We start from the raw sequence: 25,358 nt of genomic DNA on the forward strand, positions 1-25,358 counted from the left end.
GAAAGAACTTACTACTGCGATTTATTAAATTCATGTTTTATCCATAGCTATTGATTTGAAATTGGTACATTTGGGGAGGGAAAGGCTTCAACTTTTCCCATTTTTAAAAAATATTAAAAAAAATTTTAGAACCCATACAATGTCATATAATTAGGTTAATTGGGGAGCAATTTTTTAAGCTATCTTAACTTTCATAGATAACTTCATACTGACAAAATGGATAATTAAATATGGATCGTTTTAAAACTATTTTACTTATTGCAAGCACATGCTTAACAACAACTATTTACGCCAAGCAACAAGTCGTCTGTGTTTTTGACCCCATTGGTAAGTCTGGAGAGGCTTTTGCTTTAGCCAAAGATTATGCACTTGAAGCCAAAAATTGGGGAGCTGATATATCTTTAAAAGCCTATGTTGATGAACGCGTTGCGGCTGAAGATTTAAAAGTCGGTAAGTGTGATGGCGCTATTATTAGTGGTTTACGTGGGCGTCAATTTAATAAATATACAGGATCCTTAGATGCAGTTGGTGCATTAACAAATATGAAAACGGCAATTAATGCCTATAAGCTGTTGTCATCACCCATGGCCGCAAAAAACATGGTGGTAGGCCCTTACGAAATTGCAGGTTTAGGCACAATTGGTCCTGCCTATTTATTTGTAAATGATAGAAGTATAAATACTCTCGCTAAAGCTGCCGGTAAAAAAATTGGGGTATTTAAATATGATGAAGCCCAACCCAAGCTTGTACAACATGTTGGAGGTCAGGCTGTATCGGTAGACGTGACCAATGCTGGTGCGAAGTTTAATAACCATGAAATTGATATTGTGCCCGCTCCTATTGTGGCATTTAAACCTTTTGAACTACACAAAGGTTTAGGTGAGAAAGGAGCAATCATTCGTTTTCCTTTAACTCAAATTTCAGCAAACTTCATTATTCGTAAAGACCAGTTTCCAGCAGGTTTTGGGCAAAAGTCGCGAACTTGGGTAGCCAGCCAACTAAACAGAACGTTTGGCATTATTGCTAAATATGAAAGTGATATTCCTTCAAAATACTGGATGGATATTCCTAAAAACGAACAATTAAACTATATGAAAATGATGCGCGAAGCACGTATACAGCTAACCAAAGCAGGTATTTATGATCCAAAAATGATGAATTTTTTGAAAAAAGTAAGATGTAAAGAAAACCCAAGTAATTTTGAATGTGCATTAACCGATGAATAAATTAATCAAACTCCTTCTTTCATCATGAACATAAACCAATTTTTCTACACGGATATTGTGGGAATATCCGAGTTTATTTAATTAAGGAACTAATAGATTGATTTTCAATTTCAATAGTTAGAGAATCATTCGCAACCATAAATTAGACCAATAGAGTTCTATATGCTTCCTAAGAAGAAAAAGAATATAGCCCTTTGCTACATTCTTCCTTTGATTTTAGTTATTGGCTTCTATGCCTTTTTTCGTGTATTTATTCTTCCTTATATTTATACAAAGCAAGCACAGCATCAACTTTTAACCGCAAATAATCAAACAACTGAGATTTATTGGAAAGAGCCAGACCTCTTAGCTGATAAAAAGTATCCAGCAATTATCTTCTTGCATGGTATTCAGAAAGACAAACAAGGTGCAAAAGCCTTTGTCCGCTCAGGCCTGTTAAATGAATATACTAAAAAGAACTTTTTCACTGTTGCTGTATCTATGAGTGGATATGGTGAGTCATCTGGAAAATCAGATTTTTGTGGTAAAGCTTCACAAAATAATCTTGTACAAGCCATTAATTTTGCTCGATCACAGCCCCATGTTGATCCAAACAAAGTTGCAGTAGTTGGTATTAGTTGTGGTGCTTCTATAGCGAATGTTGTAGCTAACTCTGGAAAGATAAATGCTTTGATTTTGGTATCTGGGTTTTATGATTTTAAAGGTATGTATGCCGAGTGGAGTTCTAACACCAGAACACTACCGCCAAATGTAATGAAAGAAATAAATGAATCTATAACTGCTGAGAAAAATATAGAAACTGCATCAGCGGCTAGATCATCGCTGCCGATTTCATCTCAATATCCGCCTACTCTTATATTAGTTGGCAGCAAAGACCCAATTGTTGACCCAAAGCAAAGTATTCAGCTACATCAATTAATCGACAGTAAAGGTATTCCAAATACTTTAGAACTTATACAAGATGCCAAACATCCTGTGCCTGCTAATGTATGGAAAACTAAAAGTGATTCATTTTTAGAAAAAACTTTGAATATAAAAAATTAAGTGATAAATGGGTTGCTCTGTAGATACCTTATATCAACCCTCAAACAAGCTTTTTATAATAAATCGCTGTGCCGTCATAGTTCCCATTTGAACTTAAGGCAAAACTCGGAATTACACCCACACGAACAAATCCAATTTTGCTATACAAAAGTTCGGACACATCGCCTTCACGTGTATCTAAGACAAGTAAGTGTAGGCCTTTTTCTCGTGCAAAATTTTCTAGTTCATTCATTAGTAATGTTGCTATTCCTTGTTTTCTTGCTGCTGTAAGCACCATAAGTTTTTCAACTTCAGCTCTGTGTACTCCGTTCTTTTTACTTACCAAAGACAATTGAACACTACCTACAATCTTTCCTTGTAGAATGGCAATCCATAGACGGCTATTCCCTTGTGCTAATTTATGGTTGACCTCACGCCAATAATTTAAGACTTCGTTCTTTTCTACGGGTGCCAAAAAACCTATTGAAGCTCCGCTATTGATAGAATCTTCTAACAATAGCGATAAGCCTTCGTCATAATCGCCAATTTCTTTTATTTCTAAAATTTCAATATCGTTCATATTTCTTCTCTACGTTATTGGATATTAATTGAATAATTATTTGTGAAGAAATTATATATAAAAATACCTTCATTTTTACCGAGCATCTTCATGAAGTTTCTTAAATAAAAACATACAGAACCGTCTACCCACCATTGCTATCATTCCACCACTTCATGAAAATAAGAAGGAATAGATTTGGCAACACCATATATAACAATAGGCTGCCCAACTTCAGGTGGTGGCCAAGTAATTTCTGGGAACAGTATGTTCCTTATTGACGGTATTGCAGTTGCATGTATAGGTGATAAAGCTACATGCCCAACTCATAAAGTCGTTGCAACTATTGTATCTGGCGATCCATACATGCAAATTTTTGGTAAAGCTGCCGCGCGTGTAAATGATTCACTTTCATGCGGTTGCAAATTATTGCCTCAACAAAATTTAGTTGTTCAGGATAATGGCGGTGGTTCGTCTCAAAGTGCAGCTACTACTAATACGGCTGCTCAAGATAGCTTTGTAGAAGATAAACCTAAAGAATATGGAATTCAGTTTCAGTTAAAGGACGAGAAGACACAAAAGGTCTTTAGCGATATTCCTTATTCAATTATTTATAAGAAGGATGGAAAGGTAGAAACTGGTTGGACTGATAAAGAAGGTAAAACGCATGTTATCAATGCTGCTACACCTGATGAGGTGGAGTTTCAGACGATTGATGCTTCTAAACCGCTACCACCGCTTTAAGGATTGATAATGGCACAAGATAAAGTATTTTCACCGACATTAATTCCCTCTTTGGATAACGAAGTTAAAGTCTGTCATGCGGATGAATTACTAGATCCTCTCTTATGTAATAGCATTGTTAAGATCCTAAACTATCATACAACAGTGCCTTATACTTTTATGATGAACCAAGCACAATGGGACTGGGTAAAACAGCATTATCCATTTGAGCATGATCTTGCAATACGCTTTGGTCTTGAATTCGATTTACGTCAATTTTCAGATGAAGTATTGGGACGCTATTCATTTCATACAATGATGTATTTAAAGTTCACTCTATATGCTCAAAAGCACTCTAGGAATAAAGGTGCTGAGATGATTACAGAGCTTGCAAAGGATACCTTTAAAGCTCGTATGGCAATTGCTAAACAAAACTTTGGTGAAATAATAGATTTGGCCTTATCCAATGCGAGTAAACCTGTTCTTGCCGCTAATGCTTTAGCAACGTTTACCAACAATGGACCATATGGTATTAACGAATATATGTACAAAAATGTATTTGGTCGTCCTTACGATCAAGCAACTGTTTCATTATATATTCAGAATTACCACTACTCTCCACCTAATAACCGCTTCTCAATATGAAAATTACATTAATACCAATACTTTTACTTTCCTGCTTATTCCTGACTTCTTGTAAAGCTTCAACAGATAAAGAAGACATTGATAACTATGTGAAAGTAGACCTTAAAAATTATGCTACTGACAATTATAGATTGATCATCGAAGCGAATAAGAATGTGAACAATGAGCCTGCTTTGAAAAACTCTTTGTTTAATAATTCCTATGTTAAGTTAGAAACAGCACGGAGCCTTTTAAATGAAGAATATCCAGACTGGATTCAAGGCTTAGATACAAACGGGTATGACTATGGTGACCTCAACACAATATGTTGGATGACGGTATTCATGGAAAACTATGTAAATAAAGTTGAAGGTCCATACAAAAGCCAACTTAAGGATGAAACCTTAAATGATGTTCACAGCCTATACGGTGAAAGACAAAAAATTATTAAGCTACGCGATAGCAAAGATAAGACTGCTCGAAACTTTGTAGAAGTATGTGAATAGATCATTGTTATAAAAGCCCTGAATGTTCAGGGCTTTTTAGTACTTTATCTCAAATCAATACATTTAAAACGAGTGTGGTCAATAGAAAAAGGCATGGAATGGGCTTGGGATAGTGCCTTTAATACCTGAAATTTTGCGAAAGAGCTTATTGATGTATTTAGTCTATCCAAGGTACATTTCCTTTCGGTCCGTAAATATACCCTTCACTTATCCAAAATTTTCCACTATCTTTTGGCCCATATATAAAATTATCCTGAATCCAAAATTTCCCTGAGTTTTTAGGTCCATAAATAAAACCATTTTCAATCCAAAATCTTCCTGAGTACTCAGGACCATAGATAAAACCGTTACTAATCCAATAATTTGTATACATAAGAATTTCTAACTCTAAAATTGAGATGTCACATCAATACTTATAAATTCTTGGGATGTTTTAGTTGCCATTCCCGTAAATTTGAAATCAATTTCTCCATTCTCATTACGATGAGTTTCAGCATTGAATGGACTAATATTATGAATATCAAAAAATTGAACTAGTTTATTTTTCCCGATAATCTCTTCTTCTTCATTTGCAATCAGAACTTTTAGTTCAGGATCAAATTCCTGTAATTTTTCTATTAATTCTTTAACTTTCATTAATTTTCTTCTCCATAGATTATTGAATACTCTTTTTTTGATACTGGATGAAGAAATGATTGATTTCCCCATAAAAACCTTATTGGTTGAGGATAATCCTCTAGACGAATCAAATCATAAGTCCAAATATCTTCATTTTTTTGAGCATGCTCTTCTGGTTTATATTGTGAGAAAAATTGAAATTCTATTAAATCTCCTTCTTGGTTTCGTGCTTTCAATCGACGTGAGTACCTATTTTTAAAATCATCAAACATAGTTGCTATCCCTTTAAAAATATTTGCAAAAATCAACTTGTGTAAAAAAAGGATGACTACAGAAATTTTTAGTCACCAAATACATTACTACTAGAAAAATAGAGCCTATTACTAGCCAAAAATATCCGGTAAGTTTCCAGTTTACTACATTATTACTACCACAACGTCCGCAATAATAGTAATGCCCCTTTATCGGTGAACCACAATCTGGACACCGCTTATGATTAAATAGTTTTTTGCTCATTTTATTATCCCCCTATTAGTGATCTATAAAAACCGTCTGCCTTTTTTCAACTATTAAAAATTATTAAGCCAATAAATTCTCTTAACTACTTATTATCTTTTAATTCAAAAAATTCGGTTTCTAATTTTAAAATAGCATCCTTAAAATTTTTAGCCGTACTTTCACAGCTCATCTTCCTAGCCCTAATTACTTCATTATTAAAAAAATCTTCTTCTATTTTTCTTCTACCCTTATCTGTTAACTCAATCATGTCTTCTATACCAAATGAATAAACTGGATATACTCTTGATGTACCTTTTTTGTAGGCCAACCCTTCAGGTATTACGCCGATATATTCCTGACACATTTCAAAATATTTATATAGCATTGTATTAATGTGTTTTTTTGGGTATTTCCACCGTATTACTGCAATTATTAATATAATTATATATTGCAAATTAAAATTTCTTTCATATTCATCAGAAAAATTTGAATCAGATAATCTATGAATTTCCCTTGATATTTGTTGCTGTGCAATCTTTTTTATTTCAGAATCATCAATTAAAAATCTAAATTTACTCTCCTTAATATAATAATTGTAATCAATATTTCTAAACTTTTCATATGCATATTTAACATCATATATTGCATGTATATTTCCTCCATTTTTCAAATTATAAATATTCTCTATCATATGTGGCATTGGATCAGCATTTACCTCAGGATCCGCAATGAATTTAAAGAACTCTTTAAAATCTGGAGGTAACTCTTTATGTTCTGGATCAATAAAAAATCTATGGAAATAACTGACTGCTTGCGTATCTAATGATATAGAGTAATCAATTGGTACTTTTTTTTCTTTTTTTAATAACAAATTACAGATTGTTTCGCTACTTATAATGTAGACATTTTTATATTGATATAAACCTCTAATTGCACAAGTATTTTTAAAATCTTTATCTATTGCATGGCTTGGAAGAATTGCTGATGATTCATCATGACTTACAAAAAATATATAATTTTCTAATAAATCAAAATTAGCACTAAATAATAAAGCTGCATCATTTATATTTTCAGCCTCTACTATAGCAGCTATAATTTTTTCTATTTCATTACTCATATTTAACCTTATTTTGAATATTTATTAATCTTCTAAAAGTATGTTCAGTATTATAAACTAAAATTTAAACAAATATATGTTTAAAAATCCCCCTCAAAAACACCTCCAATACCCTTTCATCAACTTCATCCGAACTTAAACGCTGAATAACGGCGCCATCGATCATATATAGAAATAGTTTGGCATCGGTAAAGGAAACATCGGAGTTAAGTGCTCTAAGCTGGCTATATATTTCGTTGGTAAGCCATGTTCTGTATCGCACAGCGGTTATATAGGCGTTTGCATAGGTCAGTTTAATTTCAAAAATGGCTTTAAATAACAGGTAGTACGGCCCGTCTGTGTCTGCGTGTAAATCATAGAGCTTTTTGAGTTTATCGGCTGCGCTGGTGTGTTCGTCGTATTCGACCATAGAGACTACTTTTTCTTGTAGTCGTTCTTTTTGCACGATTAGGCAAATTTCAATAAAGCGTTCTTTAGATTGAAAGTAAGTATAAAACGTCATTTTTGGTATTTCAGACTCTTTCACAAGTCTGTCGACACCAACGATATGAAACCCGTTGTAGTGAAACAGTTCAATTGCTTTATTTACAACTTTTAATGCACGTGTTGGGAGAGTTAAATTTTGCATATTTTTACCGTTATAAATTAAATTTTTGTTGTATATAAATGAGATATAAAAGCCTTCCACTTTGCTAAAGGTGAAAAAAAGGCGTAGCAAAGCCGTAAAGACTGTGCCTAGCACATCTCAAGTTTTAATTGTTGATGAAGTTTTAAGTAATAACGAACTAAAGCCTGAAAAGCCTTACGGCGATCAAGCGTTAAATGTTTTAAGCTGTGTTGTTATAGCTTTTGGCAAAGGTTGCCAAGAAATAATGGATGTGCAAAGCCAACTCCTTATTATATGGAGTTCTGCCAGAGCATAAAATTTATGGTGGCAGAACGGAAGAGGGTTAGCAGACTGGTTTCGACTCCAGCACACCCGAGGGTGTCCCTCTCCCGTCCTACCGCTACGGGAGGGAACTGGGAGTGCGCGCACAAAACTATTCCTCAGAAGGAGTAATTCTGATGCGGTCGAAACAAACGGTCTGCTAAAACCGACTGGCGATGTAGGCCAGCCCGCAAATGGTAATCTTCAATATTTGAGGTGTCAATGTGAAATTGGCTAGAAATTATTTAAATAGTTATTATTTTTCATTTAATTAGATAATTAAGGAAACTCTTAAGTAATATTTACAATCTACTTTTATATCATTAAGTTAAAGTTTAAAATTTCAAAAACTTAAGGGTTAGTTTGGCTTGTATAAAGTAAGAATGGATAATAAAAATGAGTAATTTCTTTTAGTTTTGCGCTCAGTGCAAAACTCTTATGCCTAATTTGAGTATTCCTTAAGAACAGTCTTATACATAAAGTAAATATGTGCTCCTATCCATTTTCTAAGCGTCCTCATTTGTATATTCATTAATGGGTACAACTGGCTTTATTCGTTCATCTTTGGCAGATACTTTTTATGAAAAGAACACAAAGTAGTTATTTTGCTCTGGCTTGTCTGTGTGCTTTTGCTGTTGCCAATATTTACTACAACCAGCCCTTGCTTGCACTTTTTGCGAAAGATTTTGCGGTCGATGAAAAGTATGCAAGTTCTGTGGCGATGTTTGTACAGTTGGCGTATGCAGCAGGTCTAGTTTTCTTCGTGCCATTAGGCGATCGATTTGAACGCAGAAAGCTGCTTATGATTCTATTGGGTGTTAATGCTACTGCCTCATTAGTAGCTTCTTTCACACAAACGATTGAACAGTTAATTGCGTTAAATATTGTGATTGGAATGACCGCTATTGGCGCACAGATTGTCATTCCCATGGTATCTCTCATCGCACCTGCCGAACAAAGAGGACGAGCCGTCGGAACCGTAATGAGCGGATTAATGGCGGGTGTCTTATTTGGCAGAATTCTATCTGGCTTTGTTGGAGATTATTTGGGTTGGCGGTCAATGTATATTGTCGCGACCGTACTAGACCTTGCTTTGCTCATGATGGTTCCTAAGCTTTTACCCTACAGCAAACCGACCGCGTCACAGGTTTCCTATCCTGCATTGCTAAAATCGCTTGTCACCTATTTTATAAAAGAAGGTGATCTCAGACTATCGTGTTTATGTGGTGCGTTAATGTTTGGCGGGTTCAGTGCTTTATGGGGTGGACTTGCATTTTTACTTGCACGGCCGCCTTATCATTTTAGTAGTGATGTTGTGGGTAGTTTCGGATTTGCTGGCATTGCAGGCATTCTTGCTACCCCTTACATTGGGAAAATGGCTGACCGTTATAGCCCTAGAGTAATTGTTTTAACAGGAAGTGTTATCGCAGCTTTGGGCTTTATCTCTGTATTCTTTTCTTCTCATTACTTACTGGCATTGATTGTTGCTCTTGTTTTTCTCGATATTGGAGGTCGAGCAGGTCTTGTCGGAAACCAACTAAGAGCCTTAGCTTTATCTACAGAAGCCAGAAGTCGTTTAAATACGGTTTTTATGTGTGCTTATTTTATAGGTGGCGCAGTAGGCACTCGTGTAGGTGCTGGAATCAGTGTCCAGTACGGATGGACTGGTATTGCTGTAATGGGCTTTATTGTTTCGTGCTTTGTTCTTATGCTCAATGTAAGACAAAAGAATGTGAATAAAATGGTTAATGATACAGTCTGATTTAATTGAATATCCCTACTAACCATTTCGACAAACAACGGCAAAGAACGTAAGAAAATACCTTGTTCTTTGCCAAATATATGGGTTAGAGAGTTATTATCCAGCAGATTTAAGCATTAAATGGCAGCCATAAGGTTATCTCGCAGGAACTGTAAAAACGCAGCGAGTTTAGGCGTCATTTTAGGAAGTGCACGCAGGAAATGAATATCATCAACTTTCTGTTGTGGGTCATCAAATACTTTGACCAATCTACCTGCTTTAATTTCTTCTCCAACCACCCAGTTAGGTAAAAATACAATCCCTAATCCTGAAACGGCGGCCTTTCGCAGCGCGTCAAAATCATTACAACGCATATATAAGCGATGGTCTCTCTGCTCTGTATCAATAATGCGACTCCACGATACGGCGTATGGATCATGGTATTTGTCCAAAATATGGTGACCAGAAAGTTCCTCTGGGCCAGACGGCATACCATATTGCTCAATATAAAGCGGACTGGCACAGGCAACCCAAGTCTGATGCGCTATTTTTGTCGAATATAATGAACTATTTTTTAGCTTACCAATACGAATTGCGGCATCAAGGCGTTCTATTGATGGGTTTTCAAGTTGCTCAGTCAGATCAAGAACAAGATTCACATCGGGATAACGAGTTTTAAACTCTGGTAACCACGGGAAAATATGAAGTTTTGCAAATGTCGGCAAACAACTAATGCGTAATGTCCCTGTTACTTCTTCATTTAGGGAAACGATTTCATCTCGCATATCCTTGAGTTCTCCAAGTACACCCACAGCACGATTAAACAATGCATCGCCCACTTCAGTTAAATGAAGACCACGTGTACTGCGTGTAAATAACGGGGCTTTCATGACTTCTTCAAGCATATCAATTTTGCGTATGATCGATGATGGGTTTACGCCGTGATGGCGTGCAACCGCAGAAAATGAACCACATCTTGCTATTTCAACGAATAGAGAAAGATTTTCTGTGTACCGATAAATATCCATTGTTTCTCTTGATATTTTGTTTCCACACATGTGGTGGGAATAGTTTTATTTAACCTAAACCTTAGACAAAACCAGTAATAGCTCATTTATGACTGGGTTATGGGAGATTGAGTTCATTACGGGTAATTATCCTAGCACTAGAATAGCGTGAATGAAGATGTAAATATGAAATTGGCTAAACAATATTTAATGAATAACCTCTAAGTTTATCGATACCAAATCGGTAGATAAAATAGTTAATTAAGAAGTATTCGTATGAGTCACTATTCAGTATAAAATTATGACCTAAGCGACCATCTTACAAATTAGGCCGCGTCATATACTTAAAGTGATAAGAGCAAAAAATGACTCAAAATCAAGTTGAACTCGCAGAGAAATTGTCAAAAGAATCTCATCAAGGTCAAAAGTATGGCCCTCATGATTACTTTGAGTACCATATTAAAGGTGTAGTCAATTCATTAATTGAGCATCAATTTTCAGAAATCTACATCATTACCGCCCTTCTACACGATAGTGTTGAAGACACGCCTCTTACGCTAGACAAAATCGAAAGCTTATTTGGAAAAGAAGTCCGCGATGCTGTAGATGCATTAACTAAACGAGAAGATGAAATACGCGAAGAATATCTACTCCGTTGTGGTTTAAACCCGATCGCTCGAGTCGTGAAACTTCATGATGCAGCCTTTAACGCGCATAACTCACATAAGGACAATAATCACTCACGTGTCGATTATTATCTTCAAACCATTCTAATTGTTTCAACGGCGCAAGATAAGTTGGCCTGAAAAGTTAGCTAGTTTTAGTTAATCTAAAACGATCCACTTGATTTTGTAACGAAATCAAAATCACCATGTAAAAAAGACTCTTGCTCTAGCTGACACTCACCATTTTGCGCATATATTTGCTCAATCCTATTTAACATTCCTAAGAATTGAGCAAATTTTTGCGCATTAATGATCTACGGCGGATCTCTGCTTAAATACGCCAAAAGCAGCTAATTTTTACTTGTTTAAACCCTTAAAAATTTCTTCTAAAGTTATTCCGATCGCAAGCAGTTCACTATCTTGGTGAGTTAAACCATCTATTTCAAATCCAACTGGCAGTTTTGATTTCGCACCCTTTCCTATGGGTAAGCTCAGTCCCGGTATTCCAATATTACTGCCGGGGTCTGTATTTCGCATCAGTGTTTGGAAATTTTCAATTGAATTGGCTTGTTCGTTTGCTAGTGGTGCAACAATCGGTGACGTCGGAAATAATAAAGCATGTAAGTTATGCGCTTTAAATGTGTTTTGGTAGAATTCAAGCAATTGTGGCCGAGCTTCATTAATGGCTTTTTCATACAGAGGTAAAACAGGAACAAATTGCCCTGTCTGATCTTGAATTAACTCAGGAAGGATATTCTGTTTAAAAATTGCCTGTACATCTGGGCTTGAGATCTGATCGATTACAGATTCGAAGGTTAGGTCTATATGATGATGTTTTAAATATTGAATCAGGTCATATTTACCTTCATAGATGACCACAGGAAATGAAATAGCGTGATTGAGCTGTTCTAAATTCGGCATATCAACAGGAATAATTTCGACTCCTGCGTCTTTTAAAAGCTCAAGCGCAATATGTGCCTGCTCATGAACATCTTCGTCTAAATGATTCCAAAAGTATGAATTGATACCGAGCCGAATTTGATGAGGTTGTAATGGTTCTTTTCTTGGTTCTTGAGTAATAAGCTGATCAATTAAAATAACATCAGATACGGTATGCGCTATCGGGCCAGCGGTATCTCGAGTATGTGAAATTGGGGTAATACCGTCTTGTGAATACCGTCCTACTGTTGGACGAAAACCCACACAACCATTTAAAGCACTCGGTAATCTAATCGAAGCACCTGTGTCTGTACCCATAGCAATCGGAACCATGCCCGCCGCAACAGCCACCGCGCTACCCGAAGAAGACCCGCCCGCAATGTGTAACGGGTTTACGGCATTTCGTGTACCCACCACGCCTTCTATATGCATGGCAGTATTATAACCAGTTACCCCAAAGGCCAATTCGTGCATATTGGCTTTACCAACAATAATCGCGCCGTGATCAATCAGTTTTTGAATAACGGGCGCAGAAGTTTGAGGTCTAAATTGAGCTAAAGCTGGCGTACCTGCACTATTTGGGAAACCTGCAACATGAATATTATCTTTAACCGCAATTAAAATACCCATCAAAGCTGGACACGGTTTTCCAGTCAGTAGGTATTTATCCCAATATTGAGCTTGTTGAATTGCCAAAGCTTTATCTGTACTAATAAATGCATTTAAAGATTGCTGTTTTTCAATCGTATCGAAGTAATGATGCACAAGCTCTTCACAAGATACTTTTCTCTCTTGAATCAATCGAGTAATGAGATCAACTGAAGCAGTTGATAGATCAAGTGATTCGATCCAATTATTTTTTTCATTTATATTTAACATAGTAATTTTGAATCCATTTAAGTTGTAATTTTAGGAAGTTAGTATAAATTGCTCATTCATTCGCATCCTCAAAATTGAGGATTGCTTAAACTTTAATGTTGAATGAGCAAGGCCATTTCAGTGCGATTATTGCAGCCGATTTTTCTCATAGAATTGTTCAAATGAGTTCTTAATGTAGTAAAACCAATACCAAGTAAATTTGCCACCTCTTTATCACTTAAACCTTTAGAGACCAAATGAACCACTTCTTGTTCACGCGAAGTCAAACCGTATTGTGTTGAGAAATCTGCTGGTAAGGCTTGAGTAAAATAAGGTTCAAGCAGATTTAATATTCTTTTTTCACGCTCACCAAACATGTCAGCGCCTTGCGCACGCCAAATACGTAAATCACCAATATCCATACCATTTCGGACAAAATAAATATTTATGCCGTGATACAAACCATAGGTTTTTAAAAACTCATTGTAGTAACTTGTTTTCTTCAGATCAGCGAAAGGCATGACCTCGTTTATAAATGTCGGTTTCTGGAGTTTACGAAGCTGTGCAGTAATCGGATCAGCAAATTGCCAAATACTCTCATAATCCTCCATCGCTTTTGGGTCGATTTTCCATATCACGCCTTCTTTTGATAAGTTATGCGTTGAATCCCAAATATAAGATGCAGCGAAATCAGCCCTTAATAAAATGGCAATATCTGCAATGATATTTTCACGTAAATTATATTGCCCTTTCCCTGAGCCAAGTTTCCATAATATTTCAGAAAACAAGATGAACTCAGATGGGCTGAAATCCTTTTCTAAAAGTGCAGTCATAGTCTGCCTATTTAACGAAATCCATCGAATTTTAAGAAGATCGGTTAAGCGCTTCTTTTGAGCTTATTCTTATGACCGATCTCATCCTTTTCTATAACATATCTATTTTTTGGTTTGGTTGATATGAGATGTTTTAATTTTCATGTAAATAGTCATCTAGACATTACATATGTTGGAGTCATTTTTGTAATGTAAATAAAAAATAAAAATGAAACCCACTCAATGAGTGGGTTTTTTATTACTAACCGTTTTGCCTGAGGTGGTCTTGGAACTCTTGGTCGTGTATTTTGTCGTAATTAACAGGGTCGTAAACGCATCCAGTTAAAATAACAATTACAGCAAGTGCAGCAAGTGCAGCAACCAACTTTTTCATTGAAACAGCCTTTCTTTTAACGCAAAAGATTTGCTTTAAGTATACTCCTACCCAATCGTTTTGATTGGACATAATTAAGGCAATCAATTGTTATTTTTAAAATTATTGCCGTGCTTTAGCATATCTTCTAATTTTTTAACAAAATCAAATCAAGAAGTAATAAAACACTTAAGTCTCATTAGTAGGATTAATTTTTATAGTTTTTACTGATCTTTTATTTAAAAAATATTGGAAACTTAAATATTTAGACAAAAATATTGCAAGATTAGGCAAATATTGTGGATAGCTGAGCCATAAATTCTCATCAAAGCTCTATTGCCCTTAAAATATAATCTAACCGAATGGGAGGTTTTTATAACTATGCCAGCCCCAATGTAGTCATGAATCTTAAAACTTCAGATAAGTTAAAAGAAAACTGACATTAAATTTTTAATGTCAGTGCAAGTATTCACAGTATTAATTTTGACTAAAATCAAACGCGTTAGTCAGGTCGCCAGTCGCTTGACGGAAACCAGCTAATGGCTTCAAGTTAAAACGTTTGGTAATAAATTTCAGAATAGAAGCAGTGTCATAATAGGTATGATCCACAAATCCTTTTTTAGCGTACGGAGAAATCACAACCGCAGGGATACGAGTACCGGGACCAAAACGATCACCTTTAGGCGGAGCTACGTGATCAAAGAAACCACCGTTTTCATCTGTAGTAATAATCACAGCCATATGACCCCATTGTGGGCTTTTCTGCAATGCTCCAACAATTTTTGCAACTTCGGCATCAGAACTTTGAATGTCTGAATAGCCCGGGTGAGCATTGATGTTACCAGCTGGCTTATAGAAAGAAACTGCTGGTAAAGTACCAGCTGCCGCATCAGCATAGAGATCAATTGCATCTTTTAAGTGAGCAGAACGCTCATTTTGACCAGACGTTGTTGTTGGATCAAAACGAGTATAGTAGTTGAATGGTTGATGATGTGGTTCGAAATCTTCTTGACCCGGCTCTTCAGCCCAGATGATTTTGTACGGGTTAGCAGTCGTACCGATATTCGGTGAAGTGCCTTCTTTCAAAGCATTGTTCCAAGCACCAGCATACCATTTCCAGCTAATACCACCATTACTCAACGTATCACCAATAGTAATGGTCTTGTTAGAATCAATTGGAGGCAATACTGGATTATTCGGGTCGGCTTGGTTAGCCAGCATTGGGTTAGCACCCGGTGCAGCTGCAGAAGCTGAAGGTTGATAAGGAGGCAAAATGGTATTCACAGCATAACCATCATCCGTATATTGACCATCTTGGACAAACTTAACTTGACCATTTTGTACACTACTTGGAGTTTTAGCAGGATCAATTACTAGATTAGAACCACCTGGTGTAGTCACGATGGCACGCATGCTAGCAGGTGCTGTCGGGTTATACGGCGCACAAGCACATACAAAATATTGATGATTTAGGAACGAACCACCAAATGCACCCATGAAGAAATTGTCAGCCAATGTATATTTCTGAGCGAGTTTGAATAGGTTCAGACCTGAGCCATCGTAGCTACCCATCACCAGACCACCACGGTTGGAATAAGCAGCAAACATATTATTTGCTCCACCATTGATCTGCATTTGATTTTGGTAAAAACGGTGAACAAGGTCAGGACCTGTAGCAGATTGAGCAAGACTAACTGGGGCAGCATCAAGGCGGAAAGGTGCATTCGTTAATTTACTGACTACACCTAAATTTGGATCGGTTTCGCTTCCCCATACTGGAGGTAATGTTGTCAGCGTTGTTTTGCCATCGAAATCAACCTGTGCATTAGCAGCAGTGTAGTTATTTATACCGTTTGCCCCTGGAAAATTACCAAACAAATTATCAAATGAGCGGTTTTCCAAATAAATCACCACCACGTTTTGTACTTTACTAATATCATTAGGTGCTACCGAAACACTCGTATCACTTGATGATTTTCCTACATGACAACCAACCAGAAACATAGGTCCGATGGCCAAAGCAGCCACCAATAGTCCTCGCATCTTTATAGTGTATGTTTTCATTGTAAGCTTTCCTTAATCAGACTAAATTTAAGAGTGTGTCAGTCTCCTGACTGCAAAAATTAATAGCTAAATAAGTCAAGATAATGACTAAACCAATAAATAACCGACAGGTGGATTACTAAGGACGAATTTCTTTTTCTTATTGCGGCATTTGTTGATTTTCGGGCACAGTAATGGGGGTAATTTACCTTGCTGTTTTGCAATTGCATCAACGTCAGTTTTTGTTTTACGACCACCCTAGGTAGGTAAATTTAAGCCTCAGTTGCTAAATACCAATTTTTCCAAGAACTGCTTCCCCTAGTTTCAATAGGCACAGTTGGAATGAGTTTTTCTTTTAATATTTCAGTTTGTTCAACCGCTTTTGCAAGTCTTGCTTTGACTGAATGAATACATTCTCGGTCACCAAATTCGCAGCGGTCTAAAGTTGTACCGCCACAAGGCCCGTTGGCTAAACCTTTTGGACAGGTTTCAGGGCAAATATATAAGGTGTCACTTAAACGACACTGACCACAGCTTTCACAACCAACTAAGCTATGTTTACTCAGTACTTCTGTCTTAAGTAGTACTTTGGAGACCAAAGCATTTTCCCAAAATGACGCTTTAAAAATAAAGCGCCCAACCCCTTTAGCAATTTTTGATCCAAACATCGCCTCATGCATAACATGTAACTGACGATATTTAATCATTTGTTTGGAAGTAGGCAAATGCGAAAAGTTAGAAATTTCAGGCGAAAACTCTTTGCCTGACGTGACTTGCCAAAGTGAATTCCAAAGCTCTTCTAAGGCTTTAAGCTCCAAATATTTGTATTGCTCAATGTAGCTTTCAAGCAGCGTTTGCTCTTCGGGCTTATGGCAGGCAGATAAATGAATTCCTGCAAACCCTAAATGTTTACATATCAAAATCTGTAAAGCACAGCGTAAATAAACGCGGTCTGTATGCCCTGCCTGTTTTTCGTCTGCCAAAACTTTTAACATGTGGGGAGTAATCACAATACCTGCGACTTTATGCTTCACCATAAAATTGGCTCGGCCCAAAGTTAGAGGCATTACACAAGCCAGTATTTGCTGCGAATAAGCATGCTTCGTTAAAAATGATTTGGCTTGTTTTAAGGCTTCAATGTCATAGCCCAATTGGGTAATGATAAAGTCAGCACCTGCTTTAATTTTTTTATGCAGTTTTAAATACTGTGCATCACGCTCAGCTTCAACATATTTAAATGGGTTAAAAGCAACCCCAATACGAAACCCACCGTGTTGCTTGGCAGCCATTACCGCGTTTACCGACTCTAAGTAACGACTACGAGGCTGTCCATCTCGACCATTATGGTGTTCTTTGAGTTTATCGCCTGTAAGCAATAACAAGTTTTGAATATTGGCTGCTTGAGCTTGTTCTAAAAAGCGCTCAAAGTCTTGTATGTCTCGGGCCTTACCTGAAAAGTGTAAAACTTTATCGATTGAGTCAGGGTAATTTTTGCTGGCTTCAAGCGGCGCGATATCATGATCTGAATGTACGCGATCTGCCAATGTCATTGCAGCCGGATATCCTGCAAACTCATGTTTCACAGGATAAATTTCATGCAGCGAAGTGAGATATTCCACCAACACAAAAAACTGATTTTGCTGGAAGCAGGGAGAAACGTGTGACATAGGCAAGTGCTGATCAAAACATGACATCAATCATAAGCGCGGCATTATAAATCAAAGTGCATCAAGATGCGCTAGTCAGACAGCTCAATGTTTTGCTTATCTTCGCCCTCTTTATTTCTTGGTAACTCGAGTGAGCGAGGAAATATAAAATCAAAAGAATCGAGTGCATAGCGGTAGAGCTGAGCTGGTCGTTTCCCTACAATTTTACTGTGATTGGTTTCTTCAACCGCATCAGCTTCTATCATACGGCGTCTAAACGCTTTTTTTTCTAAAGATTGCCCAAGAATAATTTCATAAATGGTTTGTAGCTCGGTCAGCGTAAATAATTCAGGCATAAGACTAGCTGGCAATGCGGTATAGCGAGTTTTATTCGTGAGACGCTCTAATGCCAAGCTGAGCAATTCATTATGATCAAACGCCAATGCTAAATCTTGTGCTTTTGTCACTGGCACCCATTCGCTGTATTCAGACAACGTTTGATGCTGATAGGCATTAAAATCGATTAAAGCAAAATATAAAATGGTCACGGCCCAACCACGCGGGTCACGTTTTGCACTACCCACAGAAGCAACTTGTTCCAAATAAGGCGAAACGATTCCTGTTTTTTCGACCAGCTTACGATATGCCGTGGCCATCAAGTCTTGATCATGCTTTAAATCGGCAAAACCACCCGGTAAAGCCCATTGGTCTTTGGCTGGAAAGTTGGGTCGCTTAATGAGTAGTACCTGCAACTGACCATTAAAAACCGAGAAAATAGCCATATCGACCGTGAGTAAAGGTGCGTCATAATCTCGGCGATCATAACTGGCAAGGAACTCTTGTTCAGTTTGAATAGTCACGTTCAGCCTCTCAATAAAAATGATGAGCCGATACCCACGTAACGACTCATCTAAACTCAGTTATGCGATGGATAAACGCTCACGAATTTGATCCAAAGTACACTCATATTGAAGTTTACCATTTTCAAAGACTGTTTTTAGTGCTCCGCCTTGTTCTTGTTCGGCTGTTTGCTCATCAAACAAGGTAAAACCATTTTCACTTTCTTCGATGCGTAACAGACCTTTCGCAGATTTTTTCACACCTGAGTCAGTAATCGGGTCTTTAAACAACTCTCGACCTACTCCATTTACCTGACCCCAAGTTGCTTTCACAGCAAACCCAAAGGTATCGCGAGTTAAGTAGTTATAGGTAAAACTGCCTATACCAAACACCAAGTTGTTTGAAGCAAAGCCTTTGGCTTCAAGTCCTTCTAAAATACGCTGTGCGCGATCTAGGGTAATCGAGTCGCCGTAAATTAAACCGACACGCTCATTCAATACTTTATAGCCTTGGTCTGTGGTTGTACCGCCAAACACTTCCCATAAACATTCAACCGCGCCTTTATAAGCTGGGCTGCCGACTTCGGCGTCTGGGTCACCACAAATAATTTTAACAGGGTCGCCAGAGTCTGGACGGAAAACCAATTTAGCCAAGCCTAAAGCATTAGGTTGTCTTGCCAAAATTTCAGGTTTTAAAGCTACCGTAAATTCTGTAATGACTCGCCAAAAATCCCATGTATCAGACACGACACTCACCACACCAGACGGATAAAGCTCGCAGATTAAACGCTTAAAAGTTTCTAGCTCACTGTTTTCTGTACCCATACACATCACACTGTGTTCGGTTGCTGGTACAGATACCCCAATGACACCTGAGGCATTGTAATATTCTTCTGCATAGTCAATTGACGCAACTGAGTCTGTTCCAATAAAACTGGTTAAATGCCCCACACCAGATTGTGCCGCATCATAAATTCCGCTCATGCCACGGCTACTAAAGTCGTGTCCTTGCACAGGTACAAAATCGAGTGGTGCACCAGTTTTTACGGCATATTGCGTTAATAAGCGTTTGTACTCATAGGCAATCGTGGCGGTAGTACAGCTTTTCCAAAGCTCAGCACTTAACACAGTTTCGATATAGTTGGTTAACCAAAAGAAACGCGGGTCAGTATTAATTACGGTAAGCACGGGTACACGCATATTGACACGGCTACCTTCTGGCAAAGCTTTAATGCGTAATGGTAAATAGCCCAAGTCGTGTAACGCTTCAATGTGATCAACCGGTACAGCACCTTCACCTAGTGAACTATCCATACGGCGTTTATAAGCAGCCACGACTTTTTCTTTAGGTTGCTTAAAAAAGCCTTCATTCCATGTATCGATTAAAAAGTGTTTGATAAAACCCTGAAGCCCAAAGAACACAACTTTATCGTCAAAGTCAGGCAACATTTTAGCGAGTCGAGACGAACGCGGTGTAAAGTTTGCGTACACATACTCTGTGCCTGCTGGATACTGACGTCTGTGATCAGCTTTATAAAAATCGATAGCGTTTAATGGATTAAGTTTAATAGTCATCTTTGTTCTCTTTATTTTGCTGCAAAAGCAATTACTGAAATTTTGTCTGATGGTTGTTGTGGAAAGCTGTCCGAGGTAAATAGCTGGTCAAGCAGTCCATCAAAAACCTCTGTTCCTTTACTGAAAATACCGTGGGTCACATATAGAACGACCTTATGGCAATTGAGACGACGGAGTTCTTTGGCAATACCAATAAAGGTTGCACCGCCGTCGCAAATGTCATCGGTAATGACCGCTGTTAATCCTGATAAATCAGTCGCATGTACATGCGTACCCAAAATTTTGCCAGTTACAGGGTCACGTTTTTTATCACAATGAACAATAGTGATGGGTTGTTTACGCTCGCCATTAAAAGCATCTGCAACCATTTGTGTCCGTACTTTTGCGCCTTTGTCTGGGCAAATCAGTACTGTTTTTTCATCTTTTAACAGTGTGCTTAGCACTTCACTCTTTGCGATGATGTCAACTGAACTAACATTTACAACTTCGCTAAAAGAAGTATTGGCAGCAAGTAAGGCTGTAGTGACTTCACTATGACAATCCCAAACAGTTACCTTGCCTTGTTTGCCCGCTTTTTTGTCTGCGTTAATGTTAAGTAGCTTCGTCATCACATCGAGTGAAAATGCTTGGCCTACTGCACAAATACGGTCCTGACGTGCATATGGAAAATACGGAATTTCTAAGTCAACTGTTAGGCCTTGAATCAGCAATATATTTTCAAGTAACAAATAGTCCATCACATCGTGACTTGTGGTCATATTGGCGCGAACCATTACCTTGCCAGATAGTGAACCTAACGTTGTCTCATCAATTTGAACATGACGCTCTCCACCAGAAAACTGCGTGAATTTCACTGGAATTTCATTTCTTGCCGCATCTAAAAGCTGGATAGCCATATTATCCTCTTTTTGTCTGATGACCTTCGATGAATATATAGTGGCATAAAGCCACTATATATTTCAAGTCTATTTTTAAAACTTTTTTCAAAGCCCTTTAAGACATAAAATTTGCAGTTTTAGAGCATTTAGAGATTCGACATTTAAGAAAAATTATTATTTAACTAATTGAAATAAAAATTAATTTATAAAAATCATGACGAGTAGAACTATTATTAAAAGTAGCGGATATAACTTTGCACGCCATAAATCAGGTAGTTTTGAAATAAATTTTTCTGAAAAATATAGTCCGACCCATGTTCCAGCAACCAAGAATAAAGCAGCTTCAAACCAGATTAAACCGATAAATCCGTTAGGTGCCCATTCAGATTGCCAAATTGACAATACACAATAAGTCAGCGTTGCAGTTAAAGACAAAGGCAGCGTGAGAATGTTTGCAATAGCCGCGGCCTCTGCCATAGAACTACCCCGACGCCGTAATAAAGGAATCGTCATTATGCTTCCTCCAACCCCTAAAAGTGCTGCAACCCAGCCGATAACTCCGCCTTTAATCAGTTCGCTGTTTTGACCATCACGTTGCTTTTGCACTGATGCCACCATAAACCCCGGTCGGTAATAACAATCAATAATGGTTACAAACACATAGGCCATAAATATCCAGCGAAGCCAATTTCCATTAAACAATGAGGCCATTACTGCACCAACAATTCCACCAAATGCGATACCACCCCATAAAAAGCGGATCTTTTGCCAAGCTATCTGTCCAGACCGATAGTGTCGAAAGGTTGCAAAACTTGCCGAGCAGAGCATGACAAAGGCGGATGTGGCAACTGCAATTTGCATCGCATGTATGCCGACACTACTTTCATTGCCCCACTTTTGAATAATGACGCTATAAAGCAAAGGTACCGCAACAAAACCGCCACCAAAGCCAAATAACCAAGTGGTTATGCCTGAAAGCAGTCCAAATAAAAATAGCTCATATAGCATGATTATCTTCCTCATATTTATAGAGGCATGATATAAAATAGCCCTATGGCAAACTAACGTAGAAAAGTCATATTTTTATTCATTTCAGACAAAAATATATGCGTAATATTCCAATTAACGATGTAGACCATCTATCGCAAGCGGTTTTAGCGTTAGGATCAGATTATCCTGCTGATACTTTGTTAGATACGCATAGCCATCGCCGTGCTCAGTTCTTATATGCACCCGAAGGACTCATGAAAGTTGAAACTGAAGATGGACAATGGCTCGTGTTACCTTACAGCGGTGTATGGATACCCGCAGGCAAACCACATCAGGTATGGCTATCTAAGGTCAGTACTTATAGTTTGTATATAGAAGCGGACCATTCCCCAAGACAAGCAACATATTGCGAGGTTATACAAGTCTCACCTTTGCTACATCAATTGCTCATTCAGGCAAATCAGCTACCTGTTGACTACCAACGTGCAGGCCGTGACGGCGCTCTTATCGATTTATTGTTATGTGAATTAGAAGCTGCACCAGCCCTGCCTCTGTTTATTCCACTGCCTCACAACACATTACTATCTAAACAGTGTGCTGAGTTTATGCAGCATCCCGATATTCATAGCAGCCCTAAAGATTGGGCACATGACCACAATAAAAGTGAACGGACTTTTCACCGCTGGTTTAAGACAGAAACAGGCATGTCCTTTCAGGCTTGGCGTAATCGAGTCTGCATCATCTATGCTTTAAATGTCTTAAAAGAAAATATCTCAATTACGGAAATTGCTTTTAGTTTAGGCTATGAACACTCGGCAGCTTTTACCGCAATGTTCAGTAAAATTATGGGTTATCCGCCTAGCCATTTTCAAAAAAGATTTCATGCACATGATAAAGCGCTATAAAGATTTACTCATGTGAATGGTGTCATAGGTATCGATTCACTCTCGTTTTATAACTCACTTTTCAATATTTAAACTTAATCAAAACTTCTACACTTAATATTTTAAAATTAATGAGACTTTAGAATCATAAATTTAATAAAACAAAAGACATTACACAAAAATATAATTAATTTTATTTTAAAAGTTTTTTAATTACCAATAAAAATACAATTAAAACAACATATTAAATAATTAAGTTTTTCTAAAAAATTACACAACTTAAAATTAAATTTTTTCATTATTAATATTAAACATAACACTTTAATAAAAACTATTTTATATGCTAGATTAGATCAAGAATTACCCAAAACAAGGGTAAATTCATACATTACAAATAATCAAATATAAGAACATTAAACATGACAAGGATTTAAAATTATGAAGAGAAATTATTATATTTTAGGTACTCTCTTATTTAGTATGAGCTTGACGACTCATGCTGACTCACTACGAATGAGTGCCACGGAGTTTGCAAAAGATCCAGCCAAAGTAAGTGCTTTACAAAAAGGTCTGGAAAAAATGCGAGCAAATAATAATGCTCCCCCCTTATCACCCGAGTTTCGTACAAGTTTTAATTACTGGGCCAATACACATGGCTATTTTGGCACAGGTACGCATGCAACCAATAAAGACACATACCTTAAAGGTCGTATGTCAGGTTGTTTAGAAGAAAATAGTCAAGCCTTATGTGATAGTTACTATAAACATATTCAAAATTCTACAGTTCCAAATGATGGTTTTACCGATGAAGTTTGGGGTACATGCCAACATGGCAATCTAAACTTCTTACCGTGGCACCGTATGATGCTTTATTTTTACGAGCGAACAGTGCGTAAATATGTTGGTCAAGATTACTCTCTTCCTTATTGGGACTATTACGAAGAAAAAGCGGCCAATGGTAAAGGATTGGCACTGCCTAAATTGGTCCGAGGGAAACAAGCAGGTACTTTATATGATCAGTTCCGTACACCGGGTTTAAATACAAATATCAGCGCCATAGATCCAGATAATGCCAGTGCTGCTCAAGCATTTAAATGGAATAACTTCCAAGCATTCTCTAACCAGTTACAATCTCAACCCCATGGTGTAATGCACTGTGCTGTGGGTAAAAACTGTGTATTACCAGATATGGGCTTTGTGCCGATTGCAGGTTTAGACCCTGTATTTTATATGCACCATGCCAATATAGACCGCTTGTGGCAATGCTGGCTCAATAAAAAAGCGAATGGGCAACCTATTACGCTTGAATGGGCAAAGAAAAATTTAGGTATGCCAGATAGTTGGTATGACACCCGATATACCTTTGCTGATGAAAACGGCAAGAAAGTCACCATGACCATTGCTGATGTATTTACTCCTGGTAAAATTCCCGTACGATATACCAATGAAAACGCTTGTAAGGTTCAAGCATCCGTTATGACTAATCAAACAGGAAAAGTTAACCTATTTAAAAAGGCTCATAAGCCAGTCAGCAGTAATAAAAGCATTAAACTGATGGGTGTAACTCAAAAAGTAGCTTTAGCTCCTCAGACTAAGACTTTCTTAAAAAACTCTAGCCAACTTTCTCAAACCACACTCTCATCGGGACAAACCTATTTAATATTAGACGATGTACAAATGGTTGGTAATCCAAATCTAACCTATAAGATTTATCTCTCTTCTAAAAATAAACCTGAGCAAAAAATTTACGTGGCCACAATTAACTACTTCGGTGTGCTAGATCATGACCACGGCGGACACTCAGGTCATATTGGTCAATTGGTCTATCAAGTCAGTGATCAGGTTCAGCAATTAGGCATGCCTGCTGAAGACTTAGAAGTTCAGTTTGTTGCTACCGATTTAACATTGAATCCAGTGAAAGAAAAAGTAAGTTCTCAAGGACTTAGTATTTCTCAGGTCCGCCTAGAAACATCAAAATAATGATTAAAACAAAGGCCTGATCAGTTCAGGTCTCTATTTGCAATGAAAATAGCTCATTCTAATAAAATCGCTTATTTTAGAATAAATGTTTTTTGAATATTAATTTTGATATTTGAGTATTGTCTATTCTTGCAAGCAAATAAACATTAGGAATATTAAGATAATTTAAATTATAAAATAACGTATTATAAACAATACCTTAAAGTGTAAATAAAAAATTAATTTACCAAGTAATAAAAACTATCTAATTATTAAGCTAAACACTCTACCTAAGCACTATTTAAATAATTTAATAGCGCTTACAAC

General features: G+C 37.2%; 26 protein-coding genes. 10 read left to right on the plus strand and 16 right to left on the minus strand.

Going from position 1 to position 25,358, the window contains the following annotated elements:
• The first annotated feature begins 230 nt into the window (after nucleotides 1–230).
• A complete protein-coding gene (gene adeT1, locus WA249_RS18175) occupies nucleotides 231–1,226 on the plus strand; it encodes a putative multidrug efflux protein AdeT1 (RefSeq protein ID WP_336170818.1) in 996 nt (331 codons plus the stop codon).
• 162 nt (nucleotides 1,227–1,388) lie between these two features.
• Nucleotides 1,389–2,270, plus strand: coding sequence for an alpha/beta hydrolase family protein (locus WA249_RS18180; protein WP_336170820.1), 882 nt, complete (start codon nucleotides 1,389–1,391; stop codon nucleotides 2,268–2,270).
• Between the two features lie 40 nt (nucleotides 2,271–2,310).
• Here WA249_RS18180 and WA249_RS18185 read toward each other — a convergent pair whose 3' ends face one another.
• Nucleotides 2,311–2,829 (minus strand): GNAT family N-acetyltransferase, encoded by a 519-nt coding sequence (locus WA249_RS18185; protein ID WP_336170823.1) that lies wholly within the window; start codon nucleotides 2,827–2,829, stop codon nucleotides 2,311–2,313.
• 177 nt (nucleotides 2,830–3,006) lie between these two features.
• Between WA249_RS18185 and WA249_RS18190 the strand changes: the two genes are divergently transcribed.
• The 3 genes from WA249_RS18190 to WA249_RS18200 are packed head-to-tail and all read left to right on the plus strand — an operon-like array spanning nucleotide 3,007 to nucleotide 4,661.
• On the plus strand, nucleotides 3,007–3,552 hold the full coding sequence (locus WA249_RS18190) for a PAAR domain-containing protein (RefSeq protein ID WP_336170824.1): 546 nt from the start codon (nucleotides 3,007–3,009) through the stop codon (nucleotides 3,550–3,552).
• 9 nt (nucleotides 3,553–3,561) lie between these two features.
• Nucleotides 3,562–4,176: a hypothetical protein gene (locus tag WA249_RS18195; RefSeq protein ID WP_265167533.1), complete on the plus strand. Its 615-nt coding sequence runs from the start codon at nucleotides 3,562–3,564 to the stop codon at nucleotides 4,174–4,176.
• The gene (locus WA249_RS18200) at nucleotides 4,173–4,661 is read left to right on the plus strand and encodes a hypothetical protein (RefSeq protein WP_336170828.1); all 489 of its coding nucleotides are present in this window, start codon (nucleotides 4,173–4,175) and stop codon (nucleotides 4,659–4,661) included. The genes WA249_RS18195 and WA249_RS18200 overlap by 4 nt, the downstream gene beginning before the upstream one ends.
• Nucleotides 4,662–4,818: 157 nt before the next feature.
• On the opposite strand, the gene WA249_RS18205 is transcribed toward WA249_RS18200, so the two are convergent.
• The 5 genes from WA249_RS18205 to WA249_RS18225 all read right to left on the minus strand — a co-directional run bounded on the left by WA249_RS18205 (nucleotide 4,819) and on the right by WA249_RS18225 (nucleotide 7,522).
• Nucleotides 4,819–5,034: a hypothetical protein gene (locus WA249_RS18205; protein ID WP_274568766.1), complete on the minus strand. Its 216-nt coding sequence runs from the start codon at nucleotides 5,032–5,034 to the stop codon at nucleotides 4,819–4,821.
• Nucleotides 5,035–5,048: 14 nt separating this feature from the next.
• The gene (locus WA249_RS18210) at nucleotides 5,049–5,297 is read right to left on the minus strand and encodes a hypothetical protein (protein ID WP_033853941.1); all 249 of its coding nucleotides are present in this window, start codon (nucleotides 5,295–5,297) and stop codon (nucleotides 5,049–5,051) included.
• A complete protein-coding gene (locus tag WA249_RS18215) occupies nucleotides 5,297–5,551 on the minus strand; it encodes a hypothetical protein (protein ID WP_331422210.1) in 255 nt (84 codons plus the stop codon). The genes WA249_RS18210 and WA249_RS18215 overlap by 1 nt, the downstream gene beginning before the upstream one ends.
• Before the next feature lie 329 nt (nucleotides 5,552–5,880).
• Nucleotides 5,881–6,894, minus strand: coding sequence for a hypothetical protein (locus tag WA249_RS18220; RefSeq protein WP_336170835.1), 1,014 nt, complete (start codon nucleotides 6,892–6,894; stop codon nucleotides 5,881–5,883).
• Between the two features lie 64 nt (nucleotides 6,895–6,958).
• Nucleotides 6,959–7,522 carry a TetR/AcrR family transcriptional regulator gene (locus tag WA249_RS18225; RefSeq protein WP_336170837.1) on the minus strand — a complete coding sequence of 188 codons (564 nt, stop codon included), beginning with the start codon at nucleotides 7,520–7,522 and terminating at the stop codon, nucleotides 6,959–6,961.
• A gap of 103 nt (nucleotides 7,523–7,625) precedes the next feature.
• Here WA249_RS18225 and WA249_RS18230 point away from each other — a divergent pair, with 103 nt between their 5' ends.
• Nucleotides 7,626–7,817, plus strand: coding sequence for a hypothetical protein (locus WA249_RS18230; protein WP_336170839.1), 192 nt, complete (start codon nucleotides 7,626–7,628; stop codon nucleotides 7,815–7,817).
• Between the two features lie 585 nt (nucleotides 7,818–8,402).
• Nucleotides 8,403–9,584 carry an MFS transporter gene (locus tag WA249_RS18235; RefSeq protein ID WP_336170841.1) on the plus strand — a complete coding sequence of 394 codons (1,182 nt, stop codon included), beginning with the start codon at nucleotides 8,403–8,405 and terminating at the stop codon, nucleotides 9,582–9,584.
• Nucleotides 9,585–9,700: 116 nt separating this feature from the next.
• On the opposite strand, the gene WA249_RS18240 is transcribed toward WA249_RS18235, so the two are convergent.
• Nucleotides 9,701–10,591 (minus strand): LysR family transcriptional regulator, encoded by an 891-nt coding sequence (locus WA249_RS18240; protein ID WP_336170843.1) that lies wholly within the window; start codon nucleotides 10,589–10,591, stop codon nucleotides 9,701–9,703.
• A 344-nt stretch (nucleotides 10,592–10,935) separates the two neighbouring features.
• On the opposite strand from WA249_RS18240, the gene WA249_RS18245 reads away from it, so the two are divergent.
• Nucleotides 10,936–11,376 carry an HD domain-containing protein gene (locus WA249_RS18245; protein WP_336170845.1) on the plus strand — a complete coding sequence of 147 codons (441 nt, stop codon included), beginning with the start codon at nucleotides 10,936–10,938 and terminating at the stop codon, nucleotides 11,374–11,376.
• A gap of 216 nt (nucleotides 11,377–11,592) precedes the next feature.
• Here WA249_RS18245 and iaaH read toward each other — a convergent pair whose 3' ends face one another.
• The 9 genes from iaaH to WA249_RS18290 all read right to left on the minus strand — a co-directional run bounded on the left by iaaH (nucleotide 11,593) and on the right by WA249_RS18290 (nucleotide 22,206).
• Nucleotides 11,593–13,053 carry an indoleacetamide hydrolase gene (gene iaaH, locus WA249_RS18250; RefSeq protein WP_336170847.1) on the minus strand — a complete coding sequence of 487 codons (1,461 nt, stop codon included), beginning with the start codon at nucleotides 13,051–13,053 and terminating at the stop codon, nucleotides 11,593–11,595.
• Between the two features lie 92 nt (nucleotides 13,054–13,145).
• On the minus strand, nucleotides 13,146–13,865 hold the full coding sequence (locus tag WA249_RS18255; protein ID WP_336170849.1) for a response regulator transcription factor: 720 nt from the start codon (nucleotides 13,863–13,865) through the stop codon (nucleotides 13,146–13,148).
• Nucleotides 13,866–14,106: 241 nt separating this feature from the next.
• Nucleotides 14,107–14,238, minus strand: a complete 132-nt coding sequence (locus tag WA249_RS18260; RefSeq protein WP_336170851.1) for a hypothetical protein — start codon at nucleotides 14,236–14,238, stop codon at nucleotides 14,107–14,109.
• A 456-nt stretch (nucleotides 14,239–14,694) separates the two neighbouring features.
• Nucleotides 14,695–16,281 carry an acid phosphatase gene (gene acpA, locus WA249_RS18265; protein ID WP_336170853.1) on the minus strand — a complete coding sequence of 529 codons (1,587 nt, stop codon included), beginning with the start codon at nucleotides 16,279–16,281 and terminating at the stop codon, nucleotides 14,695–14,697.
• Nucleotides 16,282–16,532: 251 nt separating this feature from the next.
• Nucleotides 16,533–17,927 carry a methylenetetrahydrofolate reductase C-terminal domain-containing protein gene (locus WA249_RS18270; RefSeq protein WP_336170855.1) on the minus strand — a complete coding sequence of 465 codons (1,395 nt, stop codon included), beginning with the start codon at nucleotides 17,925–17,927 and terminating at the stop codon, nucleotides 16,533–16,535.
• A gap of 71 nt (nucleotides 17,928–17,998) precedes the next feature.
• Entirely contained in the window at nucleotides 17,999–18,766 is a 768-nt protein-coding gene (gene ntrR / locus WA249_RS18275; RefSeq protein ID WP_336170857.1) for an ADPR responsive transcriptional repressor NtrR, read from the minus strand.
• A 60-nt stretch (nucleotides 18,767–18,826) separates the two neighbouring features.
• Nucleotides 18,827–20,320 carry a nicotinate phosphoribosyltransferase gene (locus WA249_RS18280; protein WP_336170859.1) on the minus strand — a complete coding sequence of 498 codons (1,494 nt, stop codon included), beginning with the start codon at nucleotides 20,318–20,320 and terminating at the stop codon, nucleotides 18,827–18,829.
• Nucleotides 20,321–20,331: 11 nt separating this feature from the next.
• Entirely contained in the window at nucleotides 20,332–21,216 is an 885-nt protein-coding gene (locus tag WA249_RS18285; RefSeq protein ID WP_336170861.1) for a phosphoribosyltransferase family protein, read from the minus strand.
• A 180-nt stretch (nucleotides 21,217–21,396) separates the two neighbouring features.
• The gene (locus tag WA249_RS18290; RefSeq protein ID WP_336170863.1) at nucleotides 21,397–22,206 is read right to left on the minus strand and encodes a sulfite exporter TauE/SafE family protein; all 810 of its coding nucleotides are present in this window, start codon (nucleotides 22,204–22,206) and stop codon (nucleotides 21,397–21,399) included.
• Between the two features lie 98 nt (nucleotides 22,207–22,304).
• Here WA249_RS18290 and WA249_RS18295 point away from each other — a divergent pair, with 98 nt between their 5' ends.
• The gene (locus WA249_RS18295; RefSeq protein ID WP_336170865.1) at nucleotides 22,305–23,093 is read left to right on the plus strand and encodes an AraC family transcriptional regulator; all 789 of its coding nucleotides are present in this window, start codon (nucleotides 22,305–22,307) and stop codon (nucleotides 23,091–23,093) included.
• Between the two features lie 417 nt (nucleotides 23,094–23,510).
• Entirely contained in the window at nucleotides 23,511–25,052 is a 1,542-nt protein-coding gene (locus tag WA249_RS18300; protein ID WP_336170867.1) for a tyrosinase family protein, read from the plus strand.
• Nucleotides 25,053–25,358 lie beyond the last annotated feature (306 nt).

Source organism: Acinetobacter sp. 161(2023) (assembly GCF_037027805.1).
In the GTDB taxonomy this organism is placed as follows: domain Bacteria; phylum Pseudomonadota; class Gammaproteobacteria; order Pseudomonadales; family Moraxellaceae; genus Acinetobacter.

Excerpts from the sequence above, each read along its gene's own strand:
- adeT1 (WP_336170818.1), top strand. The coding sequence starts at position 231 with ATGGATCGTTTTAAAACTATTTTACTTATTGCAAGCACATGCTTAACA.
- WA249_RS18180 (WP_336170820.1), top strand. The coding sequence starts at position 1,389 with ATGCTTCCTAAGAAGAAAAAGAATATAGCCCTTTGCTACATTCTTCCT.
- WA249_RS18185 (WP_336170823.1), bottom strand. The coding sequence starts at position 2,829 with ATGAACGATATTGAAATTTTAGAAATAAAAGAAATTGGCGATTATGAC.
- WA249_RS18195 (WP_265167533.1), top strand. The coding sequence starts at position 3,562 with ATGGCACAAGATAAAGTATTTTCACCGACATTAATTCCCTCTTTGGAT.
- WA249_RS18200 (WP_336170828.1), top strand. The coding sequence starts at position 4,173 with ATGAAAATTACATTAATACCAATACTTTTACTTTCCTGCTTATTCCTG.
- WA249_RS18205 (WP_274568766.1), bottom strand. The coding sequence starts at position 5,034 with ATGTATACAAATTATTGGATTAGTAACGGTTTTATCTATGGTCCTGAG.
- WA249_RS18210 (WP_033853941.1), bottom strand. The coding sequence starts at position 5,297 with ATGAAAGTTAAAGAATTAATAGAAAAATTACAGGAATTTGATCCTGAA.
- WA249_RS18215 (WP_331422210.1), bottom strand. The coding sequence starts at position 5,551 with ATGTTTGATGATTTTAAAAATAGGTACTCACGTCGATTGAAAGCACGA.
- WA249_RS18220 (WP_336170835.1), bottom strand. The coding sequence starts at position 6,894 with ATGAGTAATGAAATAGAAAAAATTATAGCTGCTATAGTAGAGGCTGAA.
- WA249_RS18225 (WP_336170837.1), bottom strand. The coding sequence starts at position 7,522 with ATGCAAAATTTAACTCTCCCAACACGTGCATTAAAAGTTGTAAATAAA.
- WA249_RS18235 (WP_336170841.1), top strand. The coding sequence starts at position 8,403 with ATGAAAAGAACACAAAGTAGTTATTTTGCTCTGGCTTGTCTGTGTGCT.
- WA249_RS18240 (WP_336170843.1), bottom strand. The coding sequence starts at position 10,591 with ATGGATATTTATCGGTACACAGAAAATCTTTCTCTATTCGTTGAAATA.
- WA249_RS18245 (WP_336170845.1), top strand. The coding sequence starts at position 10,936 with ATGACTCAAAATCAAGTTGAACTCGCAGAGAAATTGTCAAAAGAATCT.
- iaaH (WP_336170847.1), bottom strand. The coding sequence starts at position 13,053 with ATGTTAAATATAAATGAAAAAAATAATTGGATCGAATCACTTGATCTA.
- WA249_RS18255 (WP_336170849.1), bottom strand. The coding sequence starts at position 13,865 with ATGACTGCACTTTTAGAAAAGGATTTCAGCCCATCTGAGTTCATCTTG.
- WA249_RS18260 (WP_336170851.1), bottom strand. The coding sequence starts at position 14,238 with ATGAAAAAGTTGGTTGCTGCACTTGCTGCACTTGCTGTAATTGTTATT.
- acpA (WP_336170853.1), bottom strand. The coding sequence starts at position 16,281 with ATGAAAACATACACTATAAAGATGCGAGGACTATTGGTGGCTGCTTTG.
- WA249_RS18270 (WP_336170855.1), bottom strand. The coding sequence starts at position 17,927 with ATGTCACACGTTTCTCCCTGCTTCCAGCAAAATCAGTTTTTTGTGTTG.
- WA249_RS18280 (WP_336170859.1), bottom strand. The coding sequence starts at position 20,320 with ATGACTATTAAACTTAATCCATTAAACGCTATCGATTTTTATAAAGCT.
- WA249_RS18285 (WP_336170861.1), bottom strand. The coding sequence starts at position 21,216 with ATGGCTATCCAGCTTTTAGATGCGGCAAGAAATGAAATTCCAGTGAAA.
- WA249_RS18290 (WP_336170863.1), bottom strand. The coding sequence starts at position 22,206 with ATGCTATATGAGCTATTTTTATTTGGACTGCTTTCAGGCATAACCACT.
- WA249_RS18295 (WP_336170865.1), top strand. The coding sequence starts at position 22,305 with ATGCGTAATATTCCAATTAACGATGTAGACCATCTATCGCAAGCGGTT.
- WA249_RS18300 (WP_336170867.1), top strand. The coding sequence starts at position 23,511 with ATGAAGAGAAATTATTATATTTTAGGTACTCTCTTATTTAGTATGAGC.